General features: G+C 67.0%; 22 protein-coding genes and 1 tRNA gene. 19 read left to right on the forward strand and 4 right to left on the reverse strand.

The features are described from left to right. Positions 1-34: 34 nt before the first annotated feature. The 18 genes from fabD to CCO03_RS03415 all read left to right on the forward strand — a co-directional run bounded on the left by fabD (position 35) and on the right by CCO03_RS03415 (position 16,537). Positions 35-985 carry an ACP S-malonyltransferase gene (gene fabD / locus CCO03_RS03330; RefSeq protein ID WP_087277245.1) on the forward strand — a complete coding sequence of 317 codons (951 nt, stop codon included), beginning with the start codon at positions 35-37 and terminating at the stop codon, positions 983-985. A 10-nt stretch (positions 986-995) separates the two neighbouring features. Beyond that, positions 996-1,733, forward strand: coding sequence for a 3-oxoacyl-ACP reductase FabG (gene fabG, locus CCO03_RS03335; RefSeq protein ID WP_087284089.1), 738 nt, complete (start codon positions 996-998; stop codon positions 1,731-1,733). A 95-nt stretch (positions 1,734-1,828) separates the two neighbouring features. Next, positions 1,829-2,065: an acyl carrier protein gene (gene acpP, locus CCO03_RS03340; protein ID WP_028603046.1), complete on the forward strand. Its 237-nt coding sequence runs from the start codon at positions 1,829-1,831 to the stop codon at positions 2,063-2,065. 3 nt (positions 2,066-2,068) lie between these two features. Continuing rightward, positions 2,069-3,313: a beta-ketoacyl-ACP synthase II gene (fabF, locus tag CCO03_RS03345; protein WP_087284094.1), complete on the forward strand. Its 1,245-nt coding sequence runs from the start codon at positions 2,069-2,071 to the stop codon at positions 3,311-3,313. 154 nt (positions 3,314-3,467) lie between these two features. Continuing rightward, positions 3,468-4,052: an RNA polymerase sigma factor RpoE gene (gene rpoE / locus CCO03_RS03350; protein WP_087277248.1), complete on the forward strand. Its 585-nt coding sequence runs from the start codon at positions 3,468-3,470 to the stop codon at positions 4,050-4,052. A gap of 13 nt (positions 4,053-4,065) precedes the next feature. Continuing rightward, positions 4,066-4,701, forward strand: a complete 636-nt coding sequence (locus CCO03_RS03355; protein WP_087277251.1) for a hypothetical protein — start codon at positions 4,066-4,068, stop codon at positions 4,699-4,701. An 8-nt stretch (positions 4,702-4,709) separates the two neighbouring features. Then, the gene (locus CCO03_RS03360; protein WP_169717447.1) at positions 4,710-5,756 is read left to right on the forward strand and encodes a MucB/RseB C-terminal domain-containing protein; all 1,047 of its coding nucleotides are present in this window, start codon (positions 4,710-4,712) and stop codon (positions 5,754-5,756) included. Between the two features lie 97 nt (positions 5,757-5,853). Continuing rightward, on the forward strand, positions 5,854-7,278 hold the full coding sequence (locus tag CCO03_RS03365) for a DegQ family serine endoprotease (protein WP_087284096.1): 1,425 nt from the start codon (positions 5,854-5,856) through the stop codon (positions 7,276-7,278). A gap of 110 nt (positions 7,279-7,388) precedes the next feature. Further along, a complete protein-coding gene (gene lepA / locus CCO03_RS03370; RefSeq protein WP_087284098.1) occupies positions 7,389-9,197 on the forward strand; it encodes a translation elongation factor 4 in 1,809 nt (602 codons plus the stop codon). Next, a complete protein-coding gene (gene lepB, locus CCO03_RS03375) occupies positions 9,197-10,168 on the forward strand; it encodes a signal peptidase I (protein WP_087277258.1) in 972 nt (323 codons plus the stop codon). The genes lepA and lepB overlap by 1 nt, the downstream gene beginning before the upstream one ends. Before the next feature lie 28 nt (positions 10,169-10,196). Continuing rightward, the gene (locus CCO03_RS03380) at positions 10,197-10,577 is read left to right on the forward strand and encodes a DUF4845 domain-containing protein (protein WP_087277261.1); all 381 of its coding nucleotides are present in this window, start codon (positions 10,197-10,199) and stop codon (positions 10,575-10,577) included. Next, the gene (gene rnc, locus CCO03_RS03385) at positions 10,531-11,247 is read left to right on the forward strand and encodes a ribonuclease III (RefSeq protein ID WP_087277264.1); all 717 of its coding nucleotides are present in this window, start codon (positions 10,531-10,533) and stop codon (positions 11,245-11,247) included. Before CCO03_RS03380 ends, rnc begins: the two co-directional genes overlap by 47 nt. A gap of 209 nt (positions 11,248-11,456) precedes the next feature. After that, positions 11,457-12,407, forward strand: coding sequence for a GTPase Era (gene era / locus CCO03_RS03390; protein WP_087277267.1), 951 nt, complete (start codon positions 11,457-11,459; stop codon positions 12,405-12,407). Positions 12,408-12,473: 66 nt separating this feature from the next. After that, complete coding sequence (recO, locus tag CCO03_RS03395; RefSeq protein WP_205690392.1) at positions 12,474-13,235, forward strand: DNA repair protein RecO; 762 nt, start codon at positions 12,474-12,476, stop codon at positions 13,233-13,235. Further along, positions 13,232-13,999, forward strand: coding sequence for a pyridoxine 5'-phosphate synthase (locus tag CCO03_RS03400; RefSeq protein WP_087277273.1), 768 nt, complete (start codon positions 13,232-13,234; stop codon positions 13,997-13,999). Before recO ends, CCO03_RS03400 begins: the two co-directional genes overlap by 4 nt. A 61-nt stretch (positions 14,000-14,060) precedes the next feature. Then, a tRNA-Arg gene (locus CCO03_RS03405) sits at positions 14,061-14,138 on the forward strand. A gap of 275 nt (positions 14,139-14,413) precedes the next feature. After that, entirely contained in the window at positions 14,414-15,499 is a 1,086-nt protein-coding gene (folK, locus tag CCO03_RS20640) for a 2-amino-4-hydroxy-6-hydroxymethyldihydropteridine diphosphokinase (RefSeq protein ID WP_087277276.1), read from the forward strand. A gap of 567 nt (positions 15,500-16,066) precedes the next feature. Then, positions 16,067-16,537, forward strand: coding sequence for an FKBP-type peptidyl-prolyl cis-trans isomerase (locus CCO03_RS03415; protein WP_087277279.1), 471 nt, complete (start codon positions 16,067-16,069; stop codon positions 16,535-16,537). 257 nt (positions 16,538-16,794) lie between these two features. Here the strand turns inward: CCO03_RS03415 and CCO03_RS03420 are convergent, their stop codons facing one another. From CCO03_RS03420 to CCO03_RS03435, 4 genes are all read right to left on the reverse strand, one after another. Then, on the reverse strand, positions 16,795-17,802 hold the full coding sequence (locus CCO03_RS03420; RefSeq protein ID WP_087277282.1) for a threonine dehydratase: 1,008 nt from the start codon (positions 17,800-17,802) through the stop codon (positions 16,795-16,797). 330 nt (positions 17,803-18,132) lie between these two features. Further along, positions 18,133-19,068, reverse strand: a complete 936-nt coding sequence (locus CCO03_RS03425) for a PhzF family phenazine biosynthesis protein (protein ID WP_087277285.1) — start codon at positions 19,066-19,068, stop codon at positions 18,133-18,135. Positions 19,069-19,121: 53 nt separating this feature from the next. Beyond that, positions 19,122-20,405: an aminotransferase-like domain-containing protein gene (locus CCO03_RS03430; protein ID WP_087277288.1), complete on the reverse strand. Its 1,284-nt coding sequence runs from the start codon at positions 20,403-20,405 to the stop codon at positions 19,122-19,124. A gap of 37 nt (positions 20,406-20,442) precedes the next feature. After that, a complete protein-coding gene (locus tag CCO03_RS03435) occupies positions 20,443-21,525 on the reverse strand; it encodes a DMT family transporter (RefSeq protein ID WP_087277291.1) in 1,083 nt (360 codons plus the stop codon). A gap of 244 nt (positions 21,526-21,769) precedes the next feature. On the opposite strand from CCO03_RS03435, the gene CCO03_RS03440 reads away from it, so the two are divergent. After that, a complete protein-coding gene (locus CCO03_RS03440; protein WP_236904017.1) occupies positions 21,770-23,260 on the forward strand; it encodes an aminotransferase-like domain-containing protein in 1,491 nt (496 codons plus the stop codon). Positions 23,261-23,557: the final 297 nt, after the last annotated feature.

A 23,557-nucleotide genomic window follows, 5' to 3' on the forward strand; every position in this document is an offset into this window, starting at 1 on the left:
ACTCCCCATCAAGCTGATCTGACTAATTGAGGAGATGGTGTTGACGTTTGCATTCGTGTTTCCGGGGCAGGGCTCCCAGGCCGTGGGCATGCTGGATGCCTGGGGCGATCGCCCCGAGGTGAAGGCCGTGGTGCAGGAAGCCTCCGACGCCTTGAACGAAGACGTGGGGGCCCTCATTCACGAGGGCCCGAAGGAAGCGCTGGCGTTGACCACCAACACCCAGCCGGTGATGCTGGTGGCGGGTGTGGCGGCATGGCGCGTGTGGCAGGCTGAAGGCGGTGCCCAGCCTGCGGTGCTGGCCGGCCATTCGCTGGGGGAGTACTCGGCCCTGGTCGCTGCGGGCGCGTTGACGCTGGCTCAGGCCGCGCCGCTGGTGCGCTTTCGCGCGGCCGCGATGCAAGAGGCGGTGCCTGTGGGTGCAGGGGCCATGTCCGCCGTGTTGGGGCTGAATGCCGCTGACATCGCGCGCATCTGCGCCGAAACCACGCTGGCCATGAACCAGGCCGGCGAGACGGTGGAGGCCGTGAACTTCAACGACCCCGGGCAGACCGTGATCGCCGGCAGCAAGGCGGCGGTCGAGCAGGCCGGCGTGGCGCTCAAGGCCGCGGGCGCCAAACGCGTGCTGCCGCTGCCGGTGTCGGCGCCGTTCCATTCCAGCCTGATGAAGCCTGCGGCTGACAAGCTCAAGGCCCGGCTCGCCGAGACGGCCATTGCCGCGCCCGGCATCCCGGTGCTCAACAACATCGACGTGGCGGTGGAGACCGATGCGGATCGCATCCGCGATGCGCTGTACCGCCAGGCCTTTGGGCCCGTGCGTTGGGTGGAGTCGGTGTTGAAGATGCAGGGTATGGGCGTGAGCACGCTGGTCGAGTGTGGTCCGGGCAAGGTGCTGGCCGGCATGGCCAAGCGCATCGACGCCGGGTTGACCGGCCTGCCGTTGTACGACCCGGCCACCTTGGCCGAGGTGAAGACGGCGCTGGCCTGAGGGAGTGGACATGAGTGAAACCAAACAAGTGGCCCTGGTGACCGGGGCTTCGCGGGGCATTGGCGCCGCGATCGCGCAGGCGTTGGCCCAGGCTGGCATGACGGTCATCGGCACGGCCACGACCGCGGACGGCGCCGCCCGGATCAGCGCGGCCCTGCAAGGCCTGGGCGGGCGTGGGGCCGTGCTGAATGTGAACGAAGCCAAGGCCGGTGACGCGCTCGTGGAGGAGATCGTCAAGGCCGAAGGCGGGGTGCACGTGCTGGTCAACAACGCGGGCATCACCCGCGACACGCTGGCGATGCGGATGAAGGACGAGGACTGGGATGCGGTGCTGGACACCAACCTCAGCGCCGTGTTCCGCATGAGTCGCGCCGTCATGCGGCCCATGATGAAGCAGCGCTATGGCCGCATCGTCAACATCACGAGCGTGGTGGGGGTGATGGGCAACCAGGGCCAGGCCAATTACGCCGCCGCCAAAGCGGGTGTGGCCGGCATGACGCGTGCTCTGGCGCGTGAGCTGGCCAGCCGCAGCATCACGGTCAATTGCGTGGCGCCTGGCTTCATCGCCACCGACATGACCTCGGGCCTGCCCGAGGCGCAGCAACAGGCCCTGCTGACCCAGATTCCACTGGGGCAGCTGGGTCAACCCGAGGACATTGCCAGTGCGGTGGCCTTTTTGGCCAGCCCTCAGGCGGGTTACATCACCGGCCAAGAGCTCAACGTCAACGGTGGCATGTACCTGGTCTAGGTATCATTGGCGCCCGCTGCCCTTGTTGCCCACGCGCTTGGGCAAAAAGTGGACGCGGGTAGAATCCCCTTTTTTACAACCCTTAGAGGGAACTCATGAGCGACATCGAAGCACGAGTCAAGAAGATCATCGCCGAGCAGCTCGGCGTGGAAGAATCTCAAGTCACCAATGAAAAGGCCTTCGTGGCTGATCTGGGTGCCGATTCCTTGGACACCGTGGAACTCGTGATGGCATTGGAAGATGAGTTCGGCATCGAGATTCCCGATGAGGACGCCGAAAAGATCACGACGGTGCAAGCCGCAATCGATTACGCCACCAGCAAAAAGGCCTGATTGATGGGTCGCCGTCGCGTCGTCGTCACCGGCCTGGGATGTGTCAGTCCTGTCGGCAACACGGTGGCTGAATCTTGGGCCAGCCTCATGGCCGGCCGTTCCGGCATTGCCCGCATCACCAAATTCGATGCGAGCGCGTTTGCGTCACAGATCGCAGGCGAGGTCAAAGGCCTGGATGTGTCCACTGTGGTCTCCAGCAAAGAGGCCAAGACCATGGACACCTTCATCCAGCTGGGCCTGGTCGCTGCCGCGGAAGCGGTGGCGGATGCGGGTTTGCCGAGACTGGATCAGCTGTCCGCCGAGGAGGCCGAGCGCATTGGCTGTGTGATTGGCTCGGGCATTGGCGGTTTGCCCATGATCGAGCACACGCAGCAGGAGTATGCCAACCGAGGGGCGCGACGCATTTCGCCGTTCTTCGTGCCGGCCTCCATCGTGAACCTGCTCGCTGGCCATGTGTCGATCAAGTTCGGCTTCAAGGGGCCCAACCTCACCATCGCCACCGCCTGTACCACGGGTCTGCATTGCATTGGGCAAGGTGCTCGCTTGATCCAGTACGGTGAAGCCGATGTGGTGGTTGCCGGCGGTGCCGAGTCCACGGTCTCGCCACTGGGTGTGGGGGGCTTTGCCGCCATGCGCGCCTTGTCCACCCGCAACGACGATCCCGCCACGGCATCGCGCCCTTGGGACAAAGACCGGGATGGTTTTGTGCTGGGCGAGGGGGCGGGCGTGTTGGTGCTGGAAGAGTACGAACGCGCCAAGGCACGGGGTGCCAAGATCTACGCCGAGGTCACCGGTTTTGGCATGAGCGGCGACGCCAGCCACATCACGGCCCCCGACGTTGACGGCCCACGGCGAGCCATGCTCGCGGCATTGAAGGATGCCGGGTTGAATGTGGATGCCATCGACTACCTGAATGCGCATGGCACCTCGACCCCGCTGGGCGATGTGAACGAGACCAATGCCGTGAAGGCCGCCTTTGGTGAGCACGCCAAGCAGTTGGTGGTGAGTTCGACCAAGTCCATGACCGGTCACCTGTTGGGTGGTGCCGGTGGCCTGGAGTCCGTGTTCACCGTGCTGGCGCTGCACGAGCAGAAGATTCCTCCGACCATCAACCTGCACGAAGCGGGCGAAGGGTGTGATCTGGACTACTGCGCCAACACCGCACGCGATGCCCGACTGACCCATGCCATGAAGAACAACTTCGGCTTCGGTGGCACCAACGGCACGTTGGTGTTTTCCAAGGTCTGACGCCTCCGTTCTCAGGCTGAACGCCTCACCCACCTTGGGTGAGGCGTTTGTTTTTGTGCAGATCCACCGGAACTTTGTGCGGCTTGCGCCCCTCCTAGAATGCTGGCGCCGCACCTGATTGAAATTGACACATCCCGCTGATCAAACTGACCCCATGCTGGTGGCCCGCGCGGTTGCGGGTGATCAGCGCGCGTTCGAAATGCTGGTGGTCAAGTATCAGCGGCGCATCGAGCGTTTGATCGCCCGCCTGGTGCGCGACACCGATCTGGTGGAAGACATCGCGCAGGAAACCTTCATCCGAGCCTATCGGGCATTGCATCAGTTCCGGGGTGACGCGCAGTTCTACACCTGGCTCTACCGGATTGCGGTCAACACGGCCAAGAAGTTCCTGCTCGACATGAAACGCGATCCGGTGATCACCGAGACCGCGCTTCAAAGTCGGGGCGATGACGATGAAACTTCTTGGCTGGAAGCGGAACAAATTGCAGAAGCAACCCCGGAGTCGGAGTTGGCGGCCAAGGAAATTGCCGAAGCCGTGAACCAGGCCCTGGAGGCCTTGCCCGATGAGCTGCGGCAGGCCATCACGCTGCGCGAGATGGAAGGCTTCAGCTACGAAGACATTGCGCTGGCCATGGACTGCCCGATCGGCACGGTGCGCTCACGCATCTTCCGTGCGCGCGAGGCCATTTCGGCCAAGGTCAAACCCATGTTGTCGCACCAAAGTGGCAAGCGCTGGTGAACAAGGAGTGTGCATGAAACCGCACGATGATTGGCGTGAGTCTGAGCTGTCGGCCCTGTTCGATGATGAACTGATGCCCGATGACGCAGAGCGTTGCCTGAACGCAAATGGTCAGGCATTGATGGAGCGCTGGTGCGACTACCAGGATGTGCGCGCGCTCCTGCAGGGCACGGCCGGCGGCACTTCGTCGCAGGCCTTCCTGGACACCTTCCGGGCGCGCGTGGCCGAGGTGAAGCCGGTGACGGCCATGCAACCGGTTGCAGCCGATGTGGCCGACAAGCCGGTGGCCAACGACAGCGTGTTTCGCTGGAAGCTGGTGGCCGGGCTGGCATCGTGCGCCACCGTGGCCGTGCTGGCCTGGTCGGTGCTGGGGCAGCAACCTGCTGCTGTGGCACCCACCCTCGCGCAGGCCGCGCCCAGCTTCGGGTCCCCGTCGTTGGCGCGGGTCCAGGGGTTTGCGCGCGTGCAGGCGCCGGCCGCGCCCGTTGCCGTGGACACGGTGGCGGATGCGGCTCAGCGCGAGGTGATGCTGCGCGATCCGGCGCTGGATGAATTCTTGCGGGCTCATGGCGCGCAAGCGGGCGCCATGGCGTTGGAAAACACCTCGGGCTTCATGCGCAACGCCACCTATGGCCGTGACGGGCTTTGATGGGTGACATGACAAGCAAGCGGTTTTTCTTGCAAGGCATGGCGCTGGTGCTGGGCGCGGCCAGCCTGCCCGCTGTGGCCAAAGGCGGCGTCAGCTTCGGCCCGGCCGGGGCGCCGGATTGGTCCATGGAGACATGGACGGCCTTGTTCCGCAAGGCGCCGAAGGAGCACAGCTTCAAGGGCGTGTTCATCGTCTCCATGCCCAATGTGTCCAGCGTGTCCTCCTCGCGCATCACGCATGTGGTCCACAAGCGGGATGTGATCGAGCGCATCGAGGCCTTGACGGGGCAGCAGCGCATCACCTATCGGCGCAATGCGCAGGCCACCACGGTGTTCCCGGATGCCAAGATCGTGCGTCACGAGCAGCTGGGGGCACAGGGTGGGGTGTTTCCCGGCGCAGGCGATCGGTTCAAGGCCGCGTCGGCGCATTACCGGGTGGCGCCCGGCGGGCGGGGGCGCATTGCGGGATTCGAGACCTACACCGTCGATTTCCGCCCCCTCGATGGCTGGCGTTTCGGCTACCGCGTCTGGTCGGATGTGAAGACGGGGTTGGTGCTCAAGCTGCAGACCCTGGGCAGCGACGGCAGCGTGATCGAACAAAGCGAGTTTTCGGAGCTGGCGCTGGATCCCGCCATCAAGGCCGATGCCTTGCTGGCGGAGATGCAACGCGTGCCCCCGGGCTACAAGGTCGTCCGCTCCAAGGCTGCGGTGACCACGCCAGCCGGCGAAGGCTGGTCCGTGCAGGATCTGCCGGCGGGCTTCGAGCCGGTGACCTGCTACAAACGGGAGCCTGCGAAGGCTCACGGTTGGCTGCAATGCGTGTTTTCCGATGGCATGGCCTCGGTGTCCATTTTCCTGGAGCGGTATGACCCTGAGCGTCACCGCCAGGAGGGGCACATGTCCATGGGCGCCACGCACACCCTGGTGACGCGTTCGGTGGATGCCAACAAGACCGAGTGGTGGGCCACGGTGGTGGGCGAAGTCCCGACCACCACGCTGCGCGGAGTCTTGAAGGCGATGGAGCGTTTGCCGGGCGATAAGCCTGCTCGTCCCTGATGAGGAGTATGGTCTGGTGTCCGTTTGTTGATGAACGGAAGCCGGGTGATACTGTTCATTGGATTTGCGATTTCACTTTCTGTTGAACGAAATGGCCATGACTGCCTTGTTCCGTGTTCGTGCCTCTGTGGGGGCGTCTGTGCTGGCCCTGGCTGCCTTGGGGGCGGGGGGCGCTCAGCCCGCGCTGGCGCAAAGTGCGCCGCAAGCGCGGGGCCTGCCCGATTTCACCGAGCTGGCCGACCAGGTGGGGCCGGCGGTGGTGAACATTCGCACCTCCGCCAAGCGCCGCGCCCTGTCGCCTCAGGACGAGCAGATGCAGGAGTTGTTGCGGCGCTTTTTTGGCGGCAACCTGCCCGATCGATCGGGGGACAGCGAGCCGGTGCGCGGCCTGGGATCGGGCTTCATCACCAGTGCCGACGGCTATGTGATGACCAACGCCCACGTGGTCGAGGGCGCGGACGAGGTGACCGTGACCCTCACCGACAAACGCGAGTTCAAGGCCAAGGTGGTTGGCGCGGACAAGCGCACCGACATCGCCCTGCTGAAGATCGACGCCACGGGCCTGCCCATCGTGAAAATCGGCGACGTGGGCAAGGTGAAGGTGGGCGAATGGGTGATGGCGATCGGCTCGCCGTTTGGCCTCGACAACAGCGTGACCGCCGGCATCGTCAGCGCGCGGCAGCGCGACACCGGCGACTACCTGCCGTTCATCCAGACCGACGTGGCCATCAACCCCGGGAATTCGGGCGGCCCGCTGATCAACCTGCGCGGTGAGGTGATCGGGGTCAACAGCCAGATCTACTCGCGCTCCGGTGGCTTCATGGGCATTTCGTTCGCCATTCCGATTGACGAGGCGTCGCGGGTGGCGGAGCAGCTGAGGACCACCGGCAAGGTCACGCGCGGCCGCATCGGCGTGCAGATCGATGCCGTCACCGAGGATGTCGCCGAGGCCATCGGCCTGGGCAAGGCTCGGGGTGCGCTGGTGCGCCGCATCGAGCCGGGATCGCCTGCGGCCAAGGCCGGCCTGGAGCCGGGTGACGTCATCGTCAAGCTCAACCAGACCGACATCGAGCGCGTCAACGACCTGCCGCGGCTGGTGGGCGCGCTCAAGCCCGGCAGCAGCGCCACCCTGAGCATCGTGCGCCGGGGGCAGGCCAAGGCCCTGCCGATTCAGATCGCGGCGGTGGAACCCGACAAGCCCGCGCAACCGGCCGGCGGCAAGGCCAGCGAGGCGCAGCCCGCGCGCCAGCTGCTGGGCTTCGGGGTTTCTAACATGACCGACGCGCAACGCCGCGAGCTGGGCGTGCGCGGTGGCGTGCTGGTCGAGCGCGCCACGGGGCAGGCGGCCACGGCGGGTGCCAAGGCTGGCGATGTGGTGCTGGCCGTGGACAACAAGGATGTGCAGTCGGTGGCGGAGTTCGAAGCCGCAATGCAAGCCGCCGCCAAGCGGAAAAAGCCCTTCAACCTGCTGGTGCGGCGAGGCGACCTGGCCCAGTATCTCGTGTTCAAGCCAGCGCCTTGACGGGGCTGCAACGCTAAAATGAGTGCTGCCGTCAGGCGGCACTTGCTCTGCTACACAAAAAGCGCACTGAGGGCAGTGCGCTTTTTTTGCTGCCGCACCCACTGTTGTTCATGAATCACATCCGCAATTTTTCCATCATCGCGCACATCGATCACGGCAAGTCCACGCTGGCCGATCGACTGATCCAGCGTTGTGGGGGCTTGAGCGATCGCGAGATGGAGGCCCAGGTTCTGGATTCGATGGACATCGAGAAAGAACGTGGCATCACCATCAAGGCCCAGACAGCCGCGCTGCAGTACAAGGCGCGGGATGGTCGGGTCTACAACCTCAACCTCATCGACACCCCGGGTCACGTGGATTTCTCCTATGAGGTCTCGCGCTCGCTGTCGGCCTGTGAGGGCGGCTTGCTCGTGGTCGATGCCTCGCAAGGCGTTGAAGCCCAGACCGTGGCCAACTGCTACACGGCGCTGGATCTGGGCGTCGAGGTGCTGCCGGTCCTCAACAAGATGGATTTGCCGCAGGCCGATCCCGACAACGCCAAGGCCGAGATCGAGGACGTGATCGGCATCGACGCCAGCGATGCGGTGCCGTGCTCGGCCAAGACCGGGATGGGCATCGACGAGATCCTGGAAATGATCGTGGCCAAGGTGCCGGCACCGCGTGGCCAGCCCGATGCGCCGCTGCGGGCCATGATCATCGACAGCTGGTTTGACGCCTACGTCGGTGTGGTGATGCTGGTGCGCATCGTCGACGGTCAACTGCAGCGCCACGAGCGTTTCCGGATGATGGCGACGGGCAGCGTCTACGCCGCCGACCAATTGGGCGTGTTCACGCCGGCCAACGAACCCCGCGATGCGCTGCGCGCCGGCGAGGTTGGCTACATCATCGCGGGCATCAAGGAGCTCAAGGCGGCCAAGGTGGGTGACACCATCACGGTCGAGAAAAAGCTGCCGAACAATCTGGGGCCCGCGACCGAAGCTTTGCCGGGCTTCAAAGAAGTGCAGCCGCAGGTGTTTGCAGGCCTGTACCCGACCGAAGCCAGCCAGTACGACCAGTTGCGCGACAGCCTGGAGAAGCTGCAGCTCAACGACGCCGCGCTGCAGTTCGAGCCCGAAGTGTCCCAGGCGCTGGGCTTCGGTTTCCGCTGTGGCTTTTTGGGGCTGCTGCACATGGAGATCGTGCAGGAGCGGCTCGAGCGTGAATTCGACCAGGACCTGATCACCACTGCACCCAGCGTGGTGTACGAGGTGCTCAAGGCGGATGGGGAAGTCATTCAGGTCGAGAACCCCTCGAAAATGCCCGATACCGGGCGCTTGGCCGAAATTCGCGAACCCATCGTCACCGTGCACCTGTACATGCCCCAGGACTACGTGGGCCCGGTGATGACGCTGGCCAACCAGAAGCGCGGCGTGCAGATCAACATGGCCTACCACGGGCGCCAGGTCATGCTGACCTATGAGTTGCCGTTGGGCGAGATCGTGCTGGACTTCTTCGACAAGCTCAAGTCGGTGTCCCGCGGCTATGCGTCCATGGACTATGAGTTCAAGGAATACCGCCCATCCGATGTGGTGAAGGTGGACATCCTGCTCAATGGCGAGAAGGTGGATGCGCTGTCCATCATCGTGCACCGCAGCCAGGCCCAGTATCGGGGGCGCGCCGTGGTGGCCAAGATGCGCGAAATCATCAGCCGCCAGATGTTCGACGTGGCGATTCAGGCGGCCATTGGCGCCAACATCATCGCCCGTGAAACCGTGAAGGCGATGCGCAAAAACGTGCTGGCAAAATGCTACGGCGGGGACATTACGCGCAAACGCAAACTCCTCGAGAAGCAAAAGGCGGGTAAGAAGCGAATGAAGCAGATTGGTTCGGTGGAAGTGCCGCAAGAAGCGTTCTTGGCCATCCTGCAGGTGGAGGAGTGATGCCAGTTCTGACCGGTGTGGTGCTGTTGGGCTTTGTGGCGTATTGCTTGGCCTGGATGCGCGGTGCGGTGGAGGGCAACTTCACGGTGCTGCTGTTCGCGGCCGTGGTGGTGACCGGCCTCTACTGGGTGTTGGAAAAGCTGGTGTTTGCGCCCCGGCGGCGTCAGGCCGCGGTGCAGCTGGACGCCACCATCGCCGAACGTCAGGCCCAGGCGCAGCAGCACGGCATCGCTGCCGATGTGCAAGCTCTGGAACAGCAACGCGCCAAGTCGCTGGATCAGCCCTGGTGGCTGGACTGGACGGCTGGGCTGTTTCCGGTGCTGGTGGTCGTGTTCCTGCTGCGGTCCTTCGTGTTCGAGCCGTTCAAGATCCCTTCGGGCTCCATGATCCCCACCTTGCTGATCGGGGACTACATCGTGGTGAACAAGTTCACCTACGGTTTGCGCTTGCCCATCGTCAACACCGCCTTGACCGACGGCGAGCCCGTGAAGCGCGGCGACGTGATCGTCTTCCGTTATCCGCCCAAACCCAGCGTCGATTTCATCAAACGCGTCATTGGTGTGCCCGGCGACAAGATCAGCTACCTGAACAAAAAGCTGACGGTCAACGGCGTGCCCGTGCCCCAGGACAAACTCGACGATTTCCTGGACAAGGACCTGTCGCAGTATTTCGAGCATTACCAGGAGTCGCTCGATGGTCGTCAACACGCGATCATCGTGGATCCCCGCCGCGCGGCCTTCATCGGCGACACGCCGGAGTTTCCGCCGGAAGACAAACGGCAATGCCAGTACAGCGTCGAAGGCGTCAGCTGCGAAGTGCCGCCTGGCCAGTACTTCGTCATGGGTGACAATCGCGACAACTCCATGGATTCGCGCTACTGGGGCTTCGTGCCGCAGCAGAACATCGTCGGCAAGGCGGTGTTCGTGTGGATGAACTTGGGCAATTGGGGGCGCATCGGTTCCATTCGATGAGCCACGGTCTTGGGAAGAGGAGGGTGGTATGAAACTGAAGCGTCGTCAGCAAGGCATTACCTTGATCGGGCTGATTTTCGTGGGGGCAATCCTGGCATGTGTGATCCTGGTCGGGGCGCAGGTCCTGCCCACGCTCATCGAGTACCAGGCCATCACCAAGGGCGCCAAGAAGGCGGCGGCCGAAGGCGGCACCGTGCAGCAGATCCGGGCGGCGTTCGACCGTTCGGCCACCATCGACCAAATCACCTCCATCTCGGCCAAGGACCTCGAAATCACCAAGGATGCGAACGGTGAGCCCGTGGTTTCCTTTGCCTACGACCGCGAGATTCACCTCGTCGGTCCTGCTTACCTCGTCATGAAATATGAAGGAACCACAGCGAAGTTCGGGCCCAGCCGCATCGGTGGCTGAATCGCTTGAAGCGGCCCTGAAGCTCGGCTTCCGTGATCCCGCGTTGCTGGTCACGGCCCTGACGCACCGCAGCTTTGGCGCCAGCCACAACGAACGCCTGGAGTTCCTCGGCGATGCCGTGCTCGGTCTGGCGATCAGCGAGCTGCTCTATGGGCAGCAACCGGATTTCTCGGAAGGCCAGCTCTCGCGCACGCGCTCCAACCTCGTGCGTCAGGAGTCCTTGCACCGCATTGCCCTCAAGCTCAACCTGCCGAAGCACGTGCGCCTGGGCGCTGGCGAGGTCAAGTCCGGTGGGCTGACGCGCCCCTCCATCCTGGCGGATGCGGTGGAGGCCATCATCGGCGCCGTGTACCTCGATCAGGGATTTGCCGAGGCCCGCGCCCTGGTACACCGCCTGTTCGCCGACGTGGACCTGAAGGCCCAGGGCGGCGTGTCGGCGCGCGATGCCAAGACGGCCTTGCAGGAACACCTGCAGGGCAAGCGCATGGCCTTGCCCAAATACACCGTGTCGGGTGTCAGCGGACCCGCCCATGCCCAGGTCTTTCACGTGACCTGCGAGGTGCCGGCGCTTCGGCTGCAGGCCCAAGGCGATGCCGAATCGCGCAAGCACGCCGAGCAGGCGGCGGCCCAGGCCATGCTGGCCCTGTTGACGCAACGCCAGCCGGGGTGAGCGCCGCGCTGGTCATCCTCCTGAATCAGGCCAAACCATTGCCAACCGGCGCCCAGGCCCCATGTGCCTGCGGGGCCTTGAGGCCCCGGTCTTCTTCCCTCGAACGGGGCCGCTACCATGGACGACCGCCCTGAGCGGATCTGCCCCGTTCGTCCGTTTCCAAGCCTTGCGGCTTTCACTCAGCGTGCCAACGCGCCACCTCCATCACCATGCAATCCGAATCCTCCCTCTCCGAACCCAGCGCTGACGAGCCTTTGTCGCGCTGTGGCCTGGTGGCCATCGTGGGCAAGCCCAACGTGGGCAAGTCCACGCTGCTCAATGCCCTGGTCGGGCAGAAGATCAGCATCACCTCGCGCAAGGCGCAGACCACGCGCCATCGCATCACGGGCATCCATTCACGCGTCAAGGACGACGTGGCGGCGCAGTTCGTGTTTGCCGACACCCCGGGGTATCAGACCAAGCACTCGAAGGCCCTGAACAAGTCGCTCAACAAGGCCGTGCTGGGTGCCGTCTCCGATGTGGACCTGATCCTGTTCGTGGTCGAGGCCGGCAGCTTCTCGCTGGCCGATGCCAAGGTGCTGTCGCTGCTGCCGCCCGGCACGCCCACGTTGCTGATCGCCAACAAGCTGGACACCATGCACCGGCGCCAGGAGCTGGCGCCCTGGCTCAAGTCCATGCAGGAGCGCCACCCCTTCACTGAGTTCGTGCCCATGTCGGCCAAGCAGCCCAAGGATGTGGAGCGCCTGCTCGACATCTGCCAGGGTTACCTGCCCGAGCAGCCCTGGTGGTATGGCGAGGACGAGCTGACCGACAAAAGCGAGCGTTTTCTGGCGGCCGAGATCGTGCGCGAGAAGCTGTTCCGCCTCACGGGGGACGAGCTGCCCTACAGCGCCACCGTGGTCATCGACGAGTTCAAGGAAGAGGAAGGCCGCAAGGTCGACCGCATGGTGCGCATCGCCGCCACCATCGTGGTCGAGCGCGATGGCCACAAGGCCATGGTGATCGGTCAGAACGGCGAACGCCTCAAGCGCATCGGCACCGAGGCACGCGTCGAGCTCGAGCGCTTGATGGGGGCCAAGGTGTTCCTGCAGCTGTGGGTCAAGGTGCGCTCGGGCTGGGCCGACAACGAGGCCCACCTGCGTTCGTATGGGTATGAGTGACGGGTGCCTGCCATTCCTCGCATCAAAGAATGGCTGCATGCAGTATGGTGAATCTCTCGTTGGTGAATCAACGTGAAAGATCGCATACTCCATGAACCCTCGTATGTGCTGCACCGGCACGACTGGAGCGAGTCCAGCCTGGTGCTCGAGGTGTTCACGCGCCACCACGGCCGCATCGCCCTGATCGCCAAAGGCGCCAAGCGGCCCAGCTCCAACTTTCGCAGCGTGCTCTTGCCCATGCAGCCCTTGCGCCTGTCCTGGTCGGGCAAGGAAGAGGTCCGTACGCTCAAGTCGGCGGAATGGGGCGGCGGCCACGTCATGCCCCATGGCGAACGCCTGCTGTCGGGCTACTACCTGAACGAGCTGGTCATGCGCCTGATGGCGCGTGAAGACCCGCACCCCGATGCGTTCGACGCCTATGTCCTGGCCATGCATGCGCTGCAGGGCGAGGGCGCGAAGGAGGCGGTCTCCGGCCTGCGCGCGTTCGAGATCCTGGCGCTGCAGGCGCTGGGTCACCTGCCCGACCTGCAGACCCAGGCCCATGGCGGTGCGCTGCAGCCCCACGGGGCGTATCGCCTGACGGCCGAGGGTGGCCTGCAGCCCGAGTGGGAGCCCGAGCAGACCGCTTTGTCCGGCGAGCAATGGCAAGGCCTGGATCACGCCCTGCAGGCTGCAGCGCCGTTCGAGGCGCTGCAGCACACTTGGTCCACCCTGCCTGGGTCCGCGCGCGCGGCCTTGCGCGGCCAACTCAAGGCCTTGTTGCACTACCACTGCGGCATGCAGAATCTGCGCACCCGCCACATCACCCACACGCTTCAGCAGCTATGACTTCCCCTGCGCGCACGGCGCTGTCCGTCAACGTCAACAAAGTCGCCCTGGTGCGCAACACCCGTCACCTGGGCATCCCCAGCGTCACGCGTGCCGCCGAGCAATGCCTGGCCGCCGGTGCGCACGGCATCACCGTGCACCCGCGGCCCGACGCCCGCCACATCCGCGAGTCGGATGTGTGGGACCTGGCCGAGCTGCTGCTGCAGCACCCGCAGGCCGAGTTCAACATCGAGGGCAACCCCGCGCACAACCTGTTGGGGCTGGTCCGTGCCCTGGCCGCCAAAGGCCTGCAACCGGCCCAGGTCACGTTCGTGCCCGACGGCGAGGGTCAGTTCACCAGCGACCATGGCTACGACCTCCGTCAGGTCGACGAGACGCTGACGCGGGCGATTGCCGAGTGCCGCGACCTCGGCATGCGCGTGAGCCTGTTCATGGACCCCGAGCCCGCGCTCATGGCGCGTGCCGCCGCCGTCGGCGCCCATCGCGTCGAGCTCTACACCGAGCCTTACGCCGCGAGCTGGGGTGGGCCGGATCAGCCAGGGCAGTTGCAGCGGTATGCGCTGGCGGCCAGCGCGGCGGCGGCGGCCGGTTTGGGGGTGAATGCCGGCCATGACCTCAGCCTGCTCAACCTCAGCGACTTCCTGCGCGCCGCGCCGCAGGTGGCCGAGGTCTCCATCGGCCACGCCTTCATCGGCGATGCGCTGGAGATGGGGTATGCCCGCGCCGTGCAGGCCTACCTGGCGGCCATTGCCGCAGCGGCATGAGCGAGAAATTTTTGCGCCATTTGCGCGCAAGGCCATTTTTCAGCTATACTTCATAGCTTCAGCGGCTGTAGCTCAGTTGGATTAGAGTACTTGGCTACGAACCAAGGGGTCGTGGGTTCGAATCCTGCCAGCCGCACCAAACATGGAAAGCCTTGCGAAGTTCGCTTCGCAAGGCTTTTTCATTGGGCGCATGCCAGGCGACACGACCTGCGCATGCCGCGCGCATGCCATCATGGCGACGAAGCTCGCCTGCGTTGACGTCCCTGCTGGGGCATCCGCACACACGTCTTGTGCACAGGCATCTTTGCGCTTGGTGGATGGGGTATGACCTCGTCTCCACTAGACAGTCAACGGAAATGACTTGATACTGCCAAGTCAGTGCGCGATTGTCCAAACGCCATCCACCGCCATCCCATGCCTGACTTGATCCTCGATGTCCCGGGCCGCTTGTCGGTTCGCCTGCATGCCGACGGGCCGCCCGAGGCGGCGTGGTCGCTCGCCGACCTGGCGCGCCAGTGCTTTGGCACGGGACTGAGCGACCTGGCCTGGGAGCAGGCCATCGAACAGGTGGAAGACTGGGTGTTGCCGCGCGCCAGCGCGGTGGAGCCCGCGGCCGTGCTGCACCTGTGTGGCCCCGGCTGGCTCGGGTGGGACGCGCATCAGGCGCTGCGGGCCTTCGAGCAGGCCTCGCCGCGCGTGTCCCCATCGAACGAGGGCGCGTCCGGCACCGACTGGCTGGCGGCCTCTGCGTCATCGGCAACGCCAGGCCAGGCCTGGTCACCGGCCGAGGTCGAGGCCGTGTTCAACCAGGCCGTGGGCCCCGCTGGCGCGCGCACCCTGGCCGATCACTTGGGCGCCCTGGCGCCGCGTTTCGCGGTGGAGCTGACGCTGGTGCGCGAATGCCTGCACCACTGGCGCATCGCGCAGGTGCAACGCCAGCCCGTCACGCTGGTGGCGGTGCGGGACGTGCCGCCGGCCAGCCCGCTGTGGCAGGCGCCGGCGCAGCCCGTGCTGGCGCACGTGGGGTTGGGCGCGAACCTGGGCGACGCCCTGCAGACCCTGCGCCAGGCCGTGCACGCCCTGGCGCAGTCCGAGCAGGTGGTCGGCGTGTCCAGCCTGTACCGCACGGCGCCCCTCGATGCCGTGGGGCCGGACTACCTCAATGCCGTGGTGGCGCTGCGCACGCGCCGCGCGCCGGCCGACCTGCTGCTGCGCCTGCAGGCCATCGAGCAGGCAGCAGGCCGCACGCGCGCCTGGCGCCATGCGCCACGGACGCTGGACCTGGATCTGCTGGACCACGGCGGGCTGCGCAGCGACGAGCCGGCCCTGGTGCTCCCGCACCCCCGTCTGCACGAGCGCGCCTTTGCCCTGTTGCCCTTGCACGAGCTGGCGCCCGACCGCGTGAGCGCCGAGGCCTTGCTGCGCGTGGCCGATCAAGGGGTCGAGCGCTTGCCGGGGACGTGGTGGCCCAACGGGCCGCAGGGTGACGCCGGCCGCTGAGGGATTGTCGTCGCGGCACCAGGACGTCCTACCTCGACGCGGCCTGGCGCGCCTGGATCACGCTGCGCTGCGCGCAGCTCGCGGGCGCCCCAGGCCCTGAGGGACGACGCCGACAAACGGGCCCAGCTCAAACCCGAGGCCCTGTGGGAGATGGAACAAGGCCGCCAGTGGACCAGCCTGCAGCTCTACAACGCCGCCAAGGTGCGCTCGGCCTCGCCAAGGAGGATTATTGACAGTGGGGTATGCATCGATTGCCGATTGATGGAAAACGACGAGATCGAGATACTCTGCTTTCGACTTGGTGAAACCTTGAACACCTTTACCCCAGGTGCGTCAGGCGATCTGGAGCCGCACACCTCCCCACCAGCCTGCACCCCGTGGCCCGCAGCGCAGGCCGGCGGGCCGCGCGCTCAACGGGCAGCCGATGCCATGGATGGGGTTGGGATGCATTCGCAATGGGTCTTCGCGCAGAAGGTCCGTGCCCCGGTTGGCGCACGGTGCGGGCCGGGGCTGCGGCATGACCGGCCACTACAATGGGCCGCTTTTCTCCGCCTACACACGCTGGTCATGAACATCGCCAAAGACACCGCCGTCACGCTCGACTACCTCATCAAGGACACGCAAGGCAAGGTGCTGGACAAAGGCATGGTGGCCTACCTGCATGGGGGCTACGACAACCTGTTTGCCAAGGTTGAGGCCGCTCTGGAGGGCCAGGCCAAGGGCGACACCGTGCAGGTCGACCTGCCCGAGGCCGACGCCTTCGGCGCACGCGACGAATCGCTCACCCGGGTCATCCCCAAGGCCGAATTTCCGCCGGGCGTGAAGGTGGGGGGGCAGCTGCGTGGCGTGAACGACCAGGGCCAGCCGCAGATCTACCACGTCATGAAGATCAAAGGCCCCGAGGTGCACCTGGATGGCAACCACCCGCTGGCCGGTCAGGACCTCAAGTTCTCGGCCAAGGTGATCGACGTGCGCGCCGCCACGGCGGAAGAAATCACGCACCGCCACGTGCACGGTGCGCACGGCCACCACCATTGAGTCGGCGAGTCGATTGAACACCCGCGCCTGCCTTGTGCAGGCGTTTTTGTTGGCAGCAAATGAGGCCGACAGGCAAGTCACACAGGGCGATGCCAAGTCTGGTGCCGAGCAGGCTGTTCGTCGTCAGCGCCTGCGGCCAGCGGCCGGCCGCCAGCAGTGCTTCGGGCCTTCAGGTGGACGCGGGGTTCGTGGCACAGGCCTAGGCCGGGCAGCGCCGGCGTCTCCAGGTATCGCACAGCCGAGCAAACGGCAGGGGCTCAGGCGGCCTGCAGCACGCGCGCGAACACGTCGGCGTCAACGTTGCCGCCCGTGAGGGCCAGGCCCACCACCGCGTGCGCGTGGCGCAGGCTGCTCGCCTGTTGCAGTGCACCGGCCAGTGCCGCAGCGCCGGCGCCCTCGGCCACGTTGTGCGTGGCCTGGAACAGTGCTCGCATGGCGTTGGCCACGGCATCGTCGTCGACCTCGACCAGGTCGTGCAGGTGGGCTTGCAGCACGCGCAGGGCCGCCGGGTCGGCCTCGCGCACGGCCAGGCCGTCGGCCAGCTGGGTGCTGACCTCGGCGGCCACGACCTGGCCAGCGGCCAGCGAGCGCGCATAGGTGGACGCCCGTGCGCTGGTCACGCCGATCACCCGGGCCGGGTGCTGCAAGGCCAGCTTGGCCGCGATGGCCGCGCAGGCGCCCGAACCGAGGCCGATGGGCACGTAGAGGTGCGTGAGCTGCGGCGCGGCGCGCAGCAGCTCCAGCCAGTAGGTGCTGACGCCGGTCACCAGTTCGACGTGGTAGCTGGGGACGGTGTGGGCCGGCAGCGATTGCGCGAGCTGCTGGGCGTGTTCGCGCGCTTCCTGAAAATCCCGCCCGTGTTCGATGACGTGGGCGCCCAGGGCACGCATGGCCGCGTTCTTTTCGCGCGAGTTGTCGCGGGGCACCACGATGTGACAGGGCACGCCATGCGCACGGGCCGCCCAGGCCACGCTTTGGCCGTGGTTGCCGCGTGTGGCGCACACGACGGCGGGTGGCAAGCGACCCTGGCGCGCCAGGGCGTCGAAATAGGTCAGACCGCCACGCAGCTTGAAGGCGCCCACGGGGCCGTGGTTCTCGTGTTTCAGCCAGGTTTCCACCCCCAGCAGCTGCTCCAGCTGGCCCCAGCGGTATTGGGCCGTGGGCGGCACGGTCTGGTTCACCACACAGGCGGCGGCTTCGATGTCGCTGAGGCTGGGCAGTGACACCTCGGTGGCGGGGGAACTCGGGCGGGCAATGGGGAACATGGCGAAGTCCAGGGGGAGCAGTGTGGTCGCCTTGCCGGGCGGATTGGCGAAACGGTGATGCGATCGGGTCGGCCTGGCCGCGCGGTGGGCCGTTGGGCGCAGCCCTTGGTGGGGTCCTTCGGCGAGGCTGCCTGGCGAGACCCTTGGCGGGACCGTGCGGTGTGCAGCTCGTACACGGCGGACAGCGGGTCAGGCGGATGGCCCTCGGCCTGCCATGTGCGTTCCTCGAAGGCCTTGACCTCGTCGGGCCGCGATCGGCCCATGTGGCCGAAGCTGCGGGCCGGAGACCTGCGCGGAGGCAGGGCGCCTGCTCTGGCGGGGCTGATGCGGTCAGGCGAGGATCTGGCCGGTGACGGCGGCGACGCATCGCCCGCCCACCCAGACCTGATCGTCGGTGTGGCTCAGCTGCACGCGGCCGGCGCGGCCAATGGCCGTGCCCTGGGCGGCGGTGTAGCGCGCCGGCATGCGGCCTTCGGCGATCAACCACTGCGCCAGACTGCCGTTCAGGCTGCCGGTGACGGGGTCTTCGAACAACTGATGCGGCGCGCAGAACAGGGCGCGCACCTCCAGGTCCACGGCCTCGGCGGTCGCTGGCTGGCTGCTGGCAAAGGCGCGCGCTTCGCGGCTGGCACGGCGGATGAGGCCCGGACTGGAGAGGTCCTGTGTGGCGTCTTCGTCGGTGCGTGCGGCCAGGCCGATGTGCCGGCCCAGGCGCAGCACGGCGTTGGCGTCGATGGGCAAGCTCAGCAGGCGCTCGGCCGAATCCAGCAGCAAGGTCCACCACACAGGGCCATTGTCCAGGCGCTGGCTGGCCAGCACGGCCTCGGGCGGCAGCTGCAGGGCCGCCAGCAGCTCGGCCAGCTCTGCGGCGCTCAGGTCGCGGCGGTCGAGCGCGGGCGTGGCAAAGGCCAGGCCATCGCCCTCGGGCCGCAGCGCGATCAGGCCTTTGGCGCATTCCTGGACGATGTGCGTGGCCTGCTGCGGGCGCCCGCCCGCGGCCAGCCACGCAAAGCAGCTGCCCAGCGTGGGGTGGCCGGCAAACGGCAGCTCACCCGCAGGCGTGAAGATGCGCAGGCGGTAGTCGGCTCCCGGCTGCGTGGGCGGCAGTACGAAGGTGGTTTCCGACAGGTTGGTCCACACGGCCAGCCGCGCCATGTCGGCCTCGCTCATGCCATCGGCATCGAGCACGACGGCCACCGGGTTGCCATCGCCGAGCCGGCTGCTGAACACATCGACCTGCGCAAACGCACGTTGCTTGATTGTCATGGGGGTATGGGCTGGTTACCGTTGTTTGAACAACGGCATGTGCTGGATACTGCTTAAGCCAAAGAGTCGCGCAGCACGCGGGCCAGGGCGGCCACGCCTTGGTCGATCTGCGCTTCGCTGGCGGTGACGAAGGACAGGCGCATGGTGCGTGTGTCCACGCTGTCGGCGTAGAAGGCGGCGCCCGGCACGTAGGCCACGCCGGCGTCCACCGCCTTGGGCAGCAGCGCCATGGTGTCCACGCCTTCGGGCAGGCGGGCCCACAGGAACATGCCACCCGTGGGCTGGTTCCACTGCACGTCCAGCCCGGCCATGTGGCGCGACAGCGCGCCATGCATGGCGGCGCACTGGGCCTTGTAGCGGGCGCGGATGGTGGGCACGTGGCGGTCGAGGAAGTCGCCTTGGATCAACTCGGCCACCAGGCGCTGGTTGAAGGTCGGGGTGTGCAGGTCGGCCGCCTGCTTGGCCTGCAGCAGCTTGGGGTACAGGTCCTTGGGGGCAATGATGTAGCCCAGGCGCAGCCCGGGGGCCAGCACCTTGGAGAACGAGCCCAGGTACAGCCCGGCCTCGGGGTGGGCGGCCAGCAGCGGCGGCGGCGGCGCCTGGTCGAACCACAGCTCGCCATAGGGGTTGTCCTCGACCAGCGGCAGGCCGGCGCGCACGGCCAGCGCCAGCAGGGCTTGGCGCTTGGCGGCGCCCATCACGCGGCCCGTGGGGTTCTGGAAGTTCGGGATCAGGTACATGAAGCGCGGCTGTTGCGCCGGCTGGTCGCCGTCCAAGTCCAGGGTCAGCAGGCGGCGGCGGTCCGGGCTTTCGGGTTGGCCCTGGCCCACGCCCAGCATCTGCGCCATGGCGTCGAGGTCGGGGCCGTCGTCGTCGCCGGGCACGGCCTCGAACACCGGCTCCATGGGCGTGAAGGCCTGCAGCGCGCCCAGGTAGGTGGGGGTTTCGACCAGCACGCGCGAGCCCTTGTCGAGCAGCACCTTGGCCAGCAGGTCCAGGCCCTGCTGGCTGCCGGTGGTGATCAGCACCTGCTCGGCGCTCACGGCCATGCCCTGGGCCTGCATGCGCGCGGCCACCCACTCGCGCAGCGGGCCGTAGCCTTCGCTGGCGGCGTACTGCAGCGCGGCCTGGCCGTCTGCCGTCAGCACGCGGGCGCAGGCTTCTTTCATGGCCTCGACCGGGAACGTCTCGGGAGCCGGCAAGCCGCCCGCGAAGCTGATGATGCCGGGCCGCTCGGTGACCTTGAGGATTTCGCGGATGAACGAGGGATTCATGCGCTCGGCGCGTTGCGCCAGGTGCCAGTGATCGGGGCGAAGCGAGGGGCGGGTGGAGGACATGGAGGCGTCGGGATTTCGGTACATGAGGGCAGCAATCCTAGTGCTTGGCCGAGAGCGCGCCGCCCCTGGGGGACGCGTGGGCGGGCTGCATCGCGGTCATGGGTTGACGGGGTGAGGGGTATGGGGTGCTGGTCGTTGGTTGCGCAAATCGCTTGGCCATGTACACCGTCAAGATGACGATGGCGGTGAACCCGATGGCTGACGCCTGCAGCGGCTCACACAGCAGCGGCCAGGCCGCCAGCATGGCCAGGAAGGGCTGCAGCAGCTGCACCTGGCTCACGCGCAGGGCGCCACCCCAGTCCAGGCCGCGGTACCAGGCGAAGAAGCCGGCCCACATGGAGACCGTGCCGGCGTAGGCGAAACCGGCCCAGGCCGAGCCGGCCACGGGCTGGCTGGGCCACAGCCACAGCGTCAGCGGCAGGGCCAGCGGCAGCATGGCGGCGCACATCCAGCAGATCACGCGCTCGGCGCCCAGCACCGGCGTGACCTTGGCGCCGCAGACGTAGCCCAGCGCGGCCGTCAGCACCGCGCCCAGCAGGCACAGGTTGGGCAGCCACAACGCGGTGACACCAGCGGCGGCGGGGGCCGAGGCATGTGCGACAGGCAGGCCGCGCCACATGAACACCGCCACCAGCGCGGCGCCCAGCACGGCGCAGGCCCAGAAGGCCGGTCGCGCCCGCTGGCCCAGCAGCAGCGCCGACAGCACGGCTGTGGCCAGGGGCAGCGTGGCCAGCACCACGGCGGCGTGCGCCGCGCTGACATGCGGCACGGCCAGCGCCAGCAGCAGCGGAAACCCGAACACGTTGCCCACGATGGCCAGGGCCAGCGGCCCCCAGGTGCTGCGCGGCGGCCACGGTGAACGGGTGACCAGCAGGAACAGGGCCGACAGCAGGCCGGCCACGGCCACGCGCCCGATGGTCACGAACTCGGCGCTCATCTGCGGTGCGGCGGCCGAGCCCGTGGCCAGCCGCGTCGCCGGCAAGGTCAGCGCGAAACAGGCCACGCCCAGCAGGCCCAACCACATGCCCCAGCGCTGGCGCTGGGCGGCATCGGGCCGGGCGGGGGCCGGTGACGCGGTGGGCGACGGGGCAGGGTGGGGTGAAGCAGGCGGGCTGGACATGGCAGGGGCATCAGGGAAACGGGTGACCACTGTAAGACGCGGCTGCGGCATGGAATCGGTACACCTTCAGTACACTTGAGGGGTTCAATGTCGAAAGTGTGTGGGCGGTTTGGCGCACACAGATGACCGTCAGCCGTTGCTTCATCGGATGCCAGTGGATACGAATGAGTGGTGTATGGCCTTGCTGCCGATGAAAAATAATCGTGAAACGGGTGATACCCAGCAAACCAAAAGGTGAATGCACATGCGACAGGACGACGCCATGGGCCGCACACGCACCGAACAGCTGGCGGCGCGTTTTGCCAGCCGCATCCGCGACCACCTGCTGCCGGCCGGCACCCGCCTGCCCAGCGTGCGCCAATGCGCGCAGCAGCAGGGCGTCAGCCCCTCCACCGTGGTGTCGGCGTACGACCAGCTGCAGGCCCAGGGGCTGATCGAGGCCAGGCCGCACCGCGGCTTTTTCGTGCGCGAGGTGGTGGCGCGCCGCCTGCAGGGCGAGGCCCATCCCGCGCCCGTTCCGTTCCGCGCTGCGCCGGCCGACGCAGCGCCCGGGCCGGCCGAGGGCGTGCGCGACGAGCGCAGTGCCGCGGCGGCGGCCATGCGCAACGCGCCCAGCGCCGCCAGCCTCATGCGCGGCATGTTCAACCCCATCAGCGACAAGCCGCAGCCGGCCATGGGCATGTTGCCCAGCGCCTGGCTGCAGACCGATTTCCTGGCGGCTGCGGTGCGCAAGGCCGCCACGCAGCTGCACGAGGTCACGGCCTTTTATGGCGACGCGCGCGGCGATGCGCAGCTGCGCGAGGTGCTCGCCATGCGCCTGCAGGCCACCCAGGTGCCGGCGCAGGCGCACCAGGTCATCACCACGGCGGGCGCCACGCAGGCGCTGGACATCATCGCGCGCACGCTGCTGCGGCCCGGGGACAGCGTGATGGTCGAATCGCCCGGGTGGTCCGTCGAGTTCGCGCGCCTGCAGGCCCTGGGCTTGCGCATGCTGCCCGTGCCGCGCGGCCCCGAGGGGCCGGACCTCGCCGTCATGGCCCGCTACTGCGAGGCCCACGCGGGCACGCCCCAGGCGCCGCGCCTGTTCATCAGCGTCAGCGTGCTGCACAACCCCACGGGCTACTGCCTCTCGCCGGCCAGCGCGCACCGTCTGTTGCAGCTGGCCCATGCGCACGATTTCTACATCGCCGAGGACGACACCTACCAGCACCTGGCACCCGAACACATGCTGCGGCTGTCGGCGCTGGACGGCCTGCAGCGCTGCATCTACGTGAGCGGGTTTTCCAAGATCCTGGCGCCGGGCTGGCGCATCGGGTACCTGGCCGCCCCCGAGCGCTGGCTGGAGCCGCTGCTGGACACCAAGCTGCTGGCCAGCCTGACCGCGCCGGCCCTGCTGGAGCGCGCGCTGGCGCATTGCATCGAACACGGCCAGCTGCGTCGCCACGCGCTGCGGGTGCAGGCGCAGCTCGATGCCGCGCGCAGCCGCAGCGTGCGTCTGGCGCGCCAGGCCGGGGCGCGCTTCGTGGCCGAACCCGCAGGCCTGTTCGGCTGGGTGGACACGGGCGTGGACACCGAGCGCCTGGCCCAGGTGCTGCTGGACGATGGCTACCTGCTGGCGGCAGGCGCCCTGTTCGACCCCGAGCGGGCGCCCAGCACCTGCATGCGCATCAACTTCGCCAGCACCCAGACGCCCGAGTTCTGGCGCGCCTACGAACGCGCGCGCGAGCGGGTGTGATGGTTCTGCGTGCCGTCAGCTGGCTGGCGGCCCCCTTCAGCCATCTGCTGCAGGCCTCACCAAGGTCCTCGGCCTGTACTGCACGGTCGCTTGGCGGCTGCGCGAGCGCCCGGCGAGCCAAGTCGGTTCCGCTGCGCCGTCTGGGGGTCGGGGGGGTCTACGCACGGTTGCCCTCAGCGGCGGCCGCAGCCCTCGTGACCATGGACATCGCCTGCAGGAACATCGGTGTCTCGATACCTGCGTGCACGATGGCGCAGTGCGGTGGCTGCGTCGCCCGTGGGACGCGCGGGGTCGGGT

This window comes from Comamonas serinivorans (assembly GCF_002158865.1).
GTDB lineage: Bacteria > Pseudomonadota > Gammaproteobacteria > Burkholderiales > Burkholderiaceae_C > Comamonas_E > Comamonas_E serinivorans.

Coding starts and splice junctions, on each gene's coding strand:
- fabF (WP_087284094.1), top strand. CDS start 2,069: ATGGGTCGCCGTCGCGTCGTCGTCACCGGCCTGGGATGTGTCAGTCCT.
- CCO03_RS03400 (WP_087277273.1), top strand. CDS start 13,232: ATGACTTCCCCTGCGCGCACGGCGCTGTCCGTCAACGTCAACAAAGTC.
- CCO03_RS03430 (WP_087277288.1), bottom strand. CDS start 20,405: ATGTCCTCCACCCGCCCCTCGCTTCGCCCCGATCACTGGCACCTGGCG.
- CCO03_RS03440 (WP_236904017.1), top strand. CDS start 21,770: ATGCGACAGGACGACGCCATGGGCCGCACACGCACCGAACAGCTGGCG.
- CCO03_RS03425 (WP_087277285.1), bottom strand. CDS start 19,068: ATGACAATCAAGCAACGTGCGTTTGCGCAGGTCGATGTGTTCAGCAGC.
- era (WP_087277267.1), top strand. CDS start 11,457: ATGCAATCCGAATCCTCCCTCTCCGAACCCAGCGCTGACGAGCCTTTG.
- acpP (WP_028603046.1), top strand. CDS start 1,829: ATGAGCGACATCGAAGCACGAGTCAAGAAGATCATCGCCGAGCAGCTC.
- rnc (WP_087277264.1), top strand. CDS start 10,531: ATGAAGGAACCACAGCGAAGTTCGGGCCCAGCCGCATCGGTGGCTGAA.
- CCO03_RS03365 (WP_087284096.1), top strand. CDS start 5,854: ATGACTGCCTTGTTCCGTGTTCGTGCCTCTGTGGGGGCGTCTGTGCTG.
- CCO03_RS03420 (WP_087277282.1), bottom strand. CDS start 17,802: ATGTTCCCCATTGCCCGCCCGAGTTCCCCCGCCACCGAGGTGTCACTG.
- fabD (WP_087277245.1), top strand. CDS start 35: ATGGTGTTGACGTTTGCATTCGTGTTTCCGGGGCAGGGCTCCCAGGCC.
- lepB (WP_087277258.1), top strand. CDS start 9,197: ATGCCAGTTCTGACCGGTGTGGTGCTGTTGGGCTTTGTGGCGTATTGC.
- rpoE (WP_087277248.1), top strand. CDS start 3,468: ATGCTGGTGGCCCGCGCGGTTGCGGGTGATCAGCGCGCGTTCGAAATG.
- CCO03_RS03380 (WP_087277261.1), top strand. CDS start 10,197: ATGAAACTGAAGCGTCGTCAGCAAGGCATTACCTTGATCGGGCTGATT.
- CCO03_RS03435 (WP_087277291.1), bottom strand. CDS start 21,525: ATGTCCAGCCCGCCTGCTTCACCCCACCCTGCCCCGTCGCCCACCGCG.
- CCO03_RS03355 (WP_087277251.1), top strand. CDS start 4,066: ATGAAACCGCACGATGATTGGCGTGAGTCTGAGCTGTCGGCCCTGTTC.
- folK (WP_087277276.1), top strand. CDS start 14,414: ATGCCTGACTTGATCCTCGATGTCCCGGGCCGCTTGTCGGTTCGCCTG.
- lepA (WP_087284098.1), top strand. CDS start 7,389: ATGAATCACATCCGCAATTTTTCCATCATCGCGCACATCGATCACGGC.
- CCO03_RS03360 (WP_169717447.1), top strand. CDS start 4,710: ATGACAAGCAAGCGGTTTTTCTTGCAAGGCATGGCGCTGGTGCTGGGC.
- CCO03_RS03415 (WP_087277279.1), top strand. CDS start 16,067: ATGAACATCGCCAAAGACACCGCCGTCACGCTCGACTACCTCATCAAG.
- fabG (WP_087284089.1), top strand. CDS start 996: ATGAGTGAAACCAAACAAGTGGCCCTGGTGACCGGGGCTTCGCGGGGC.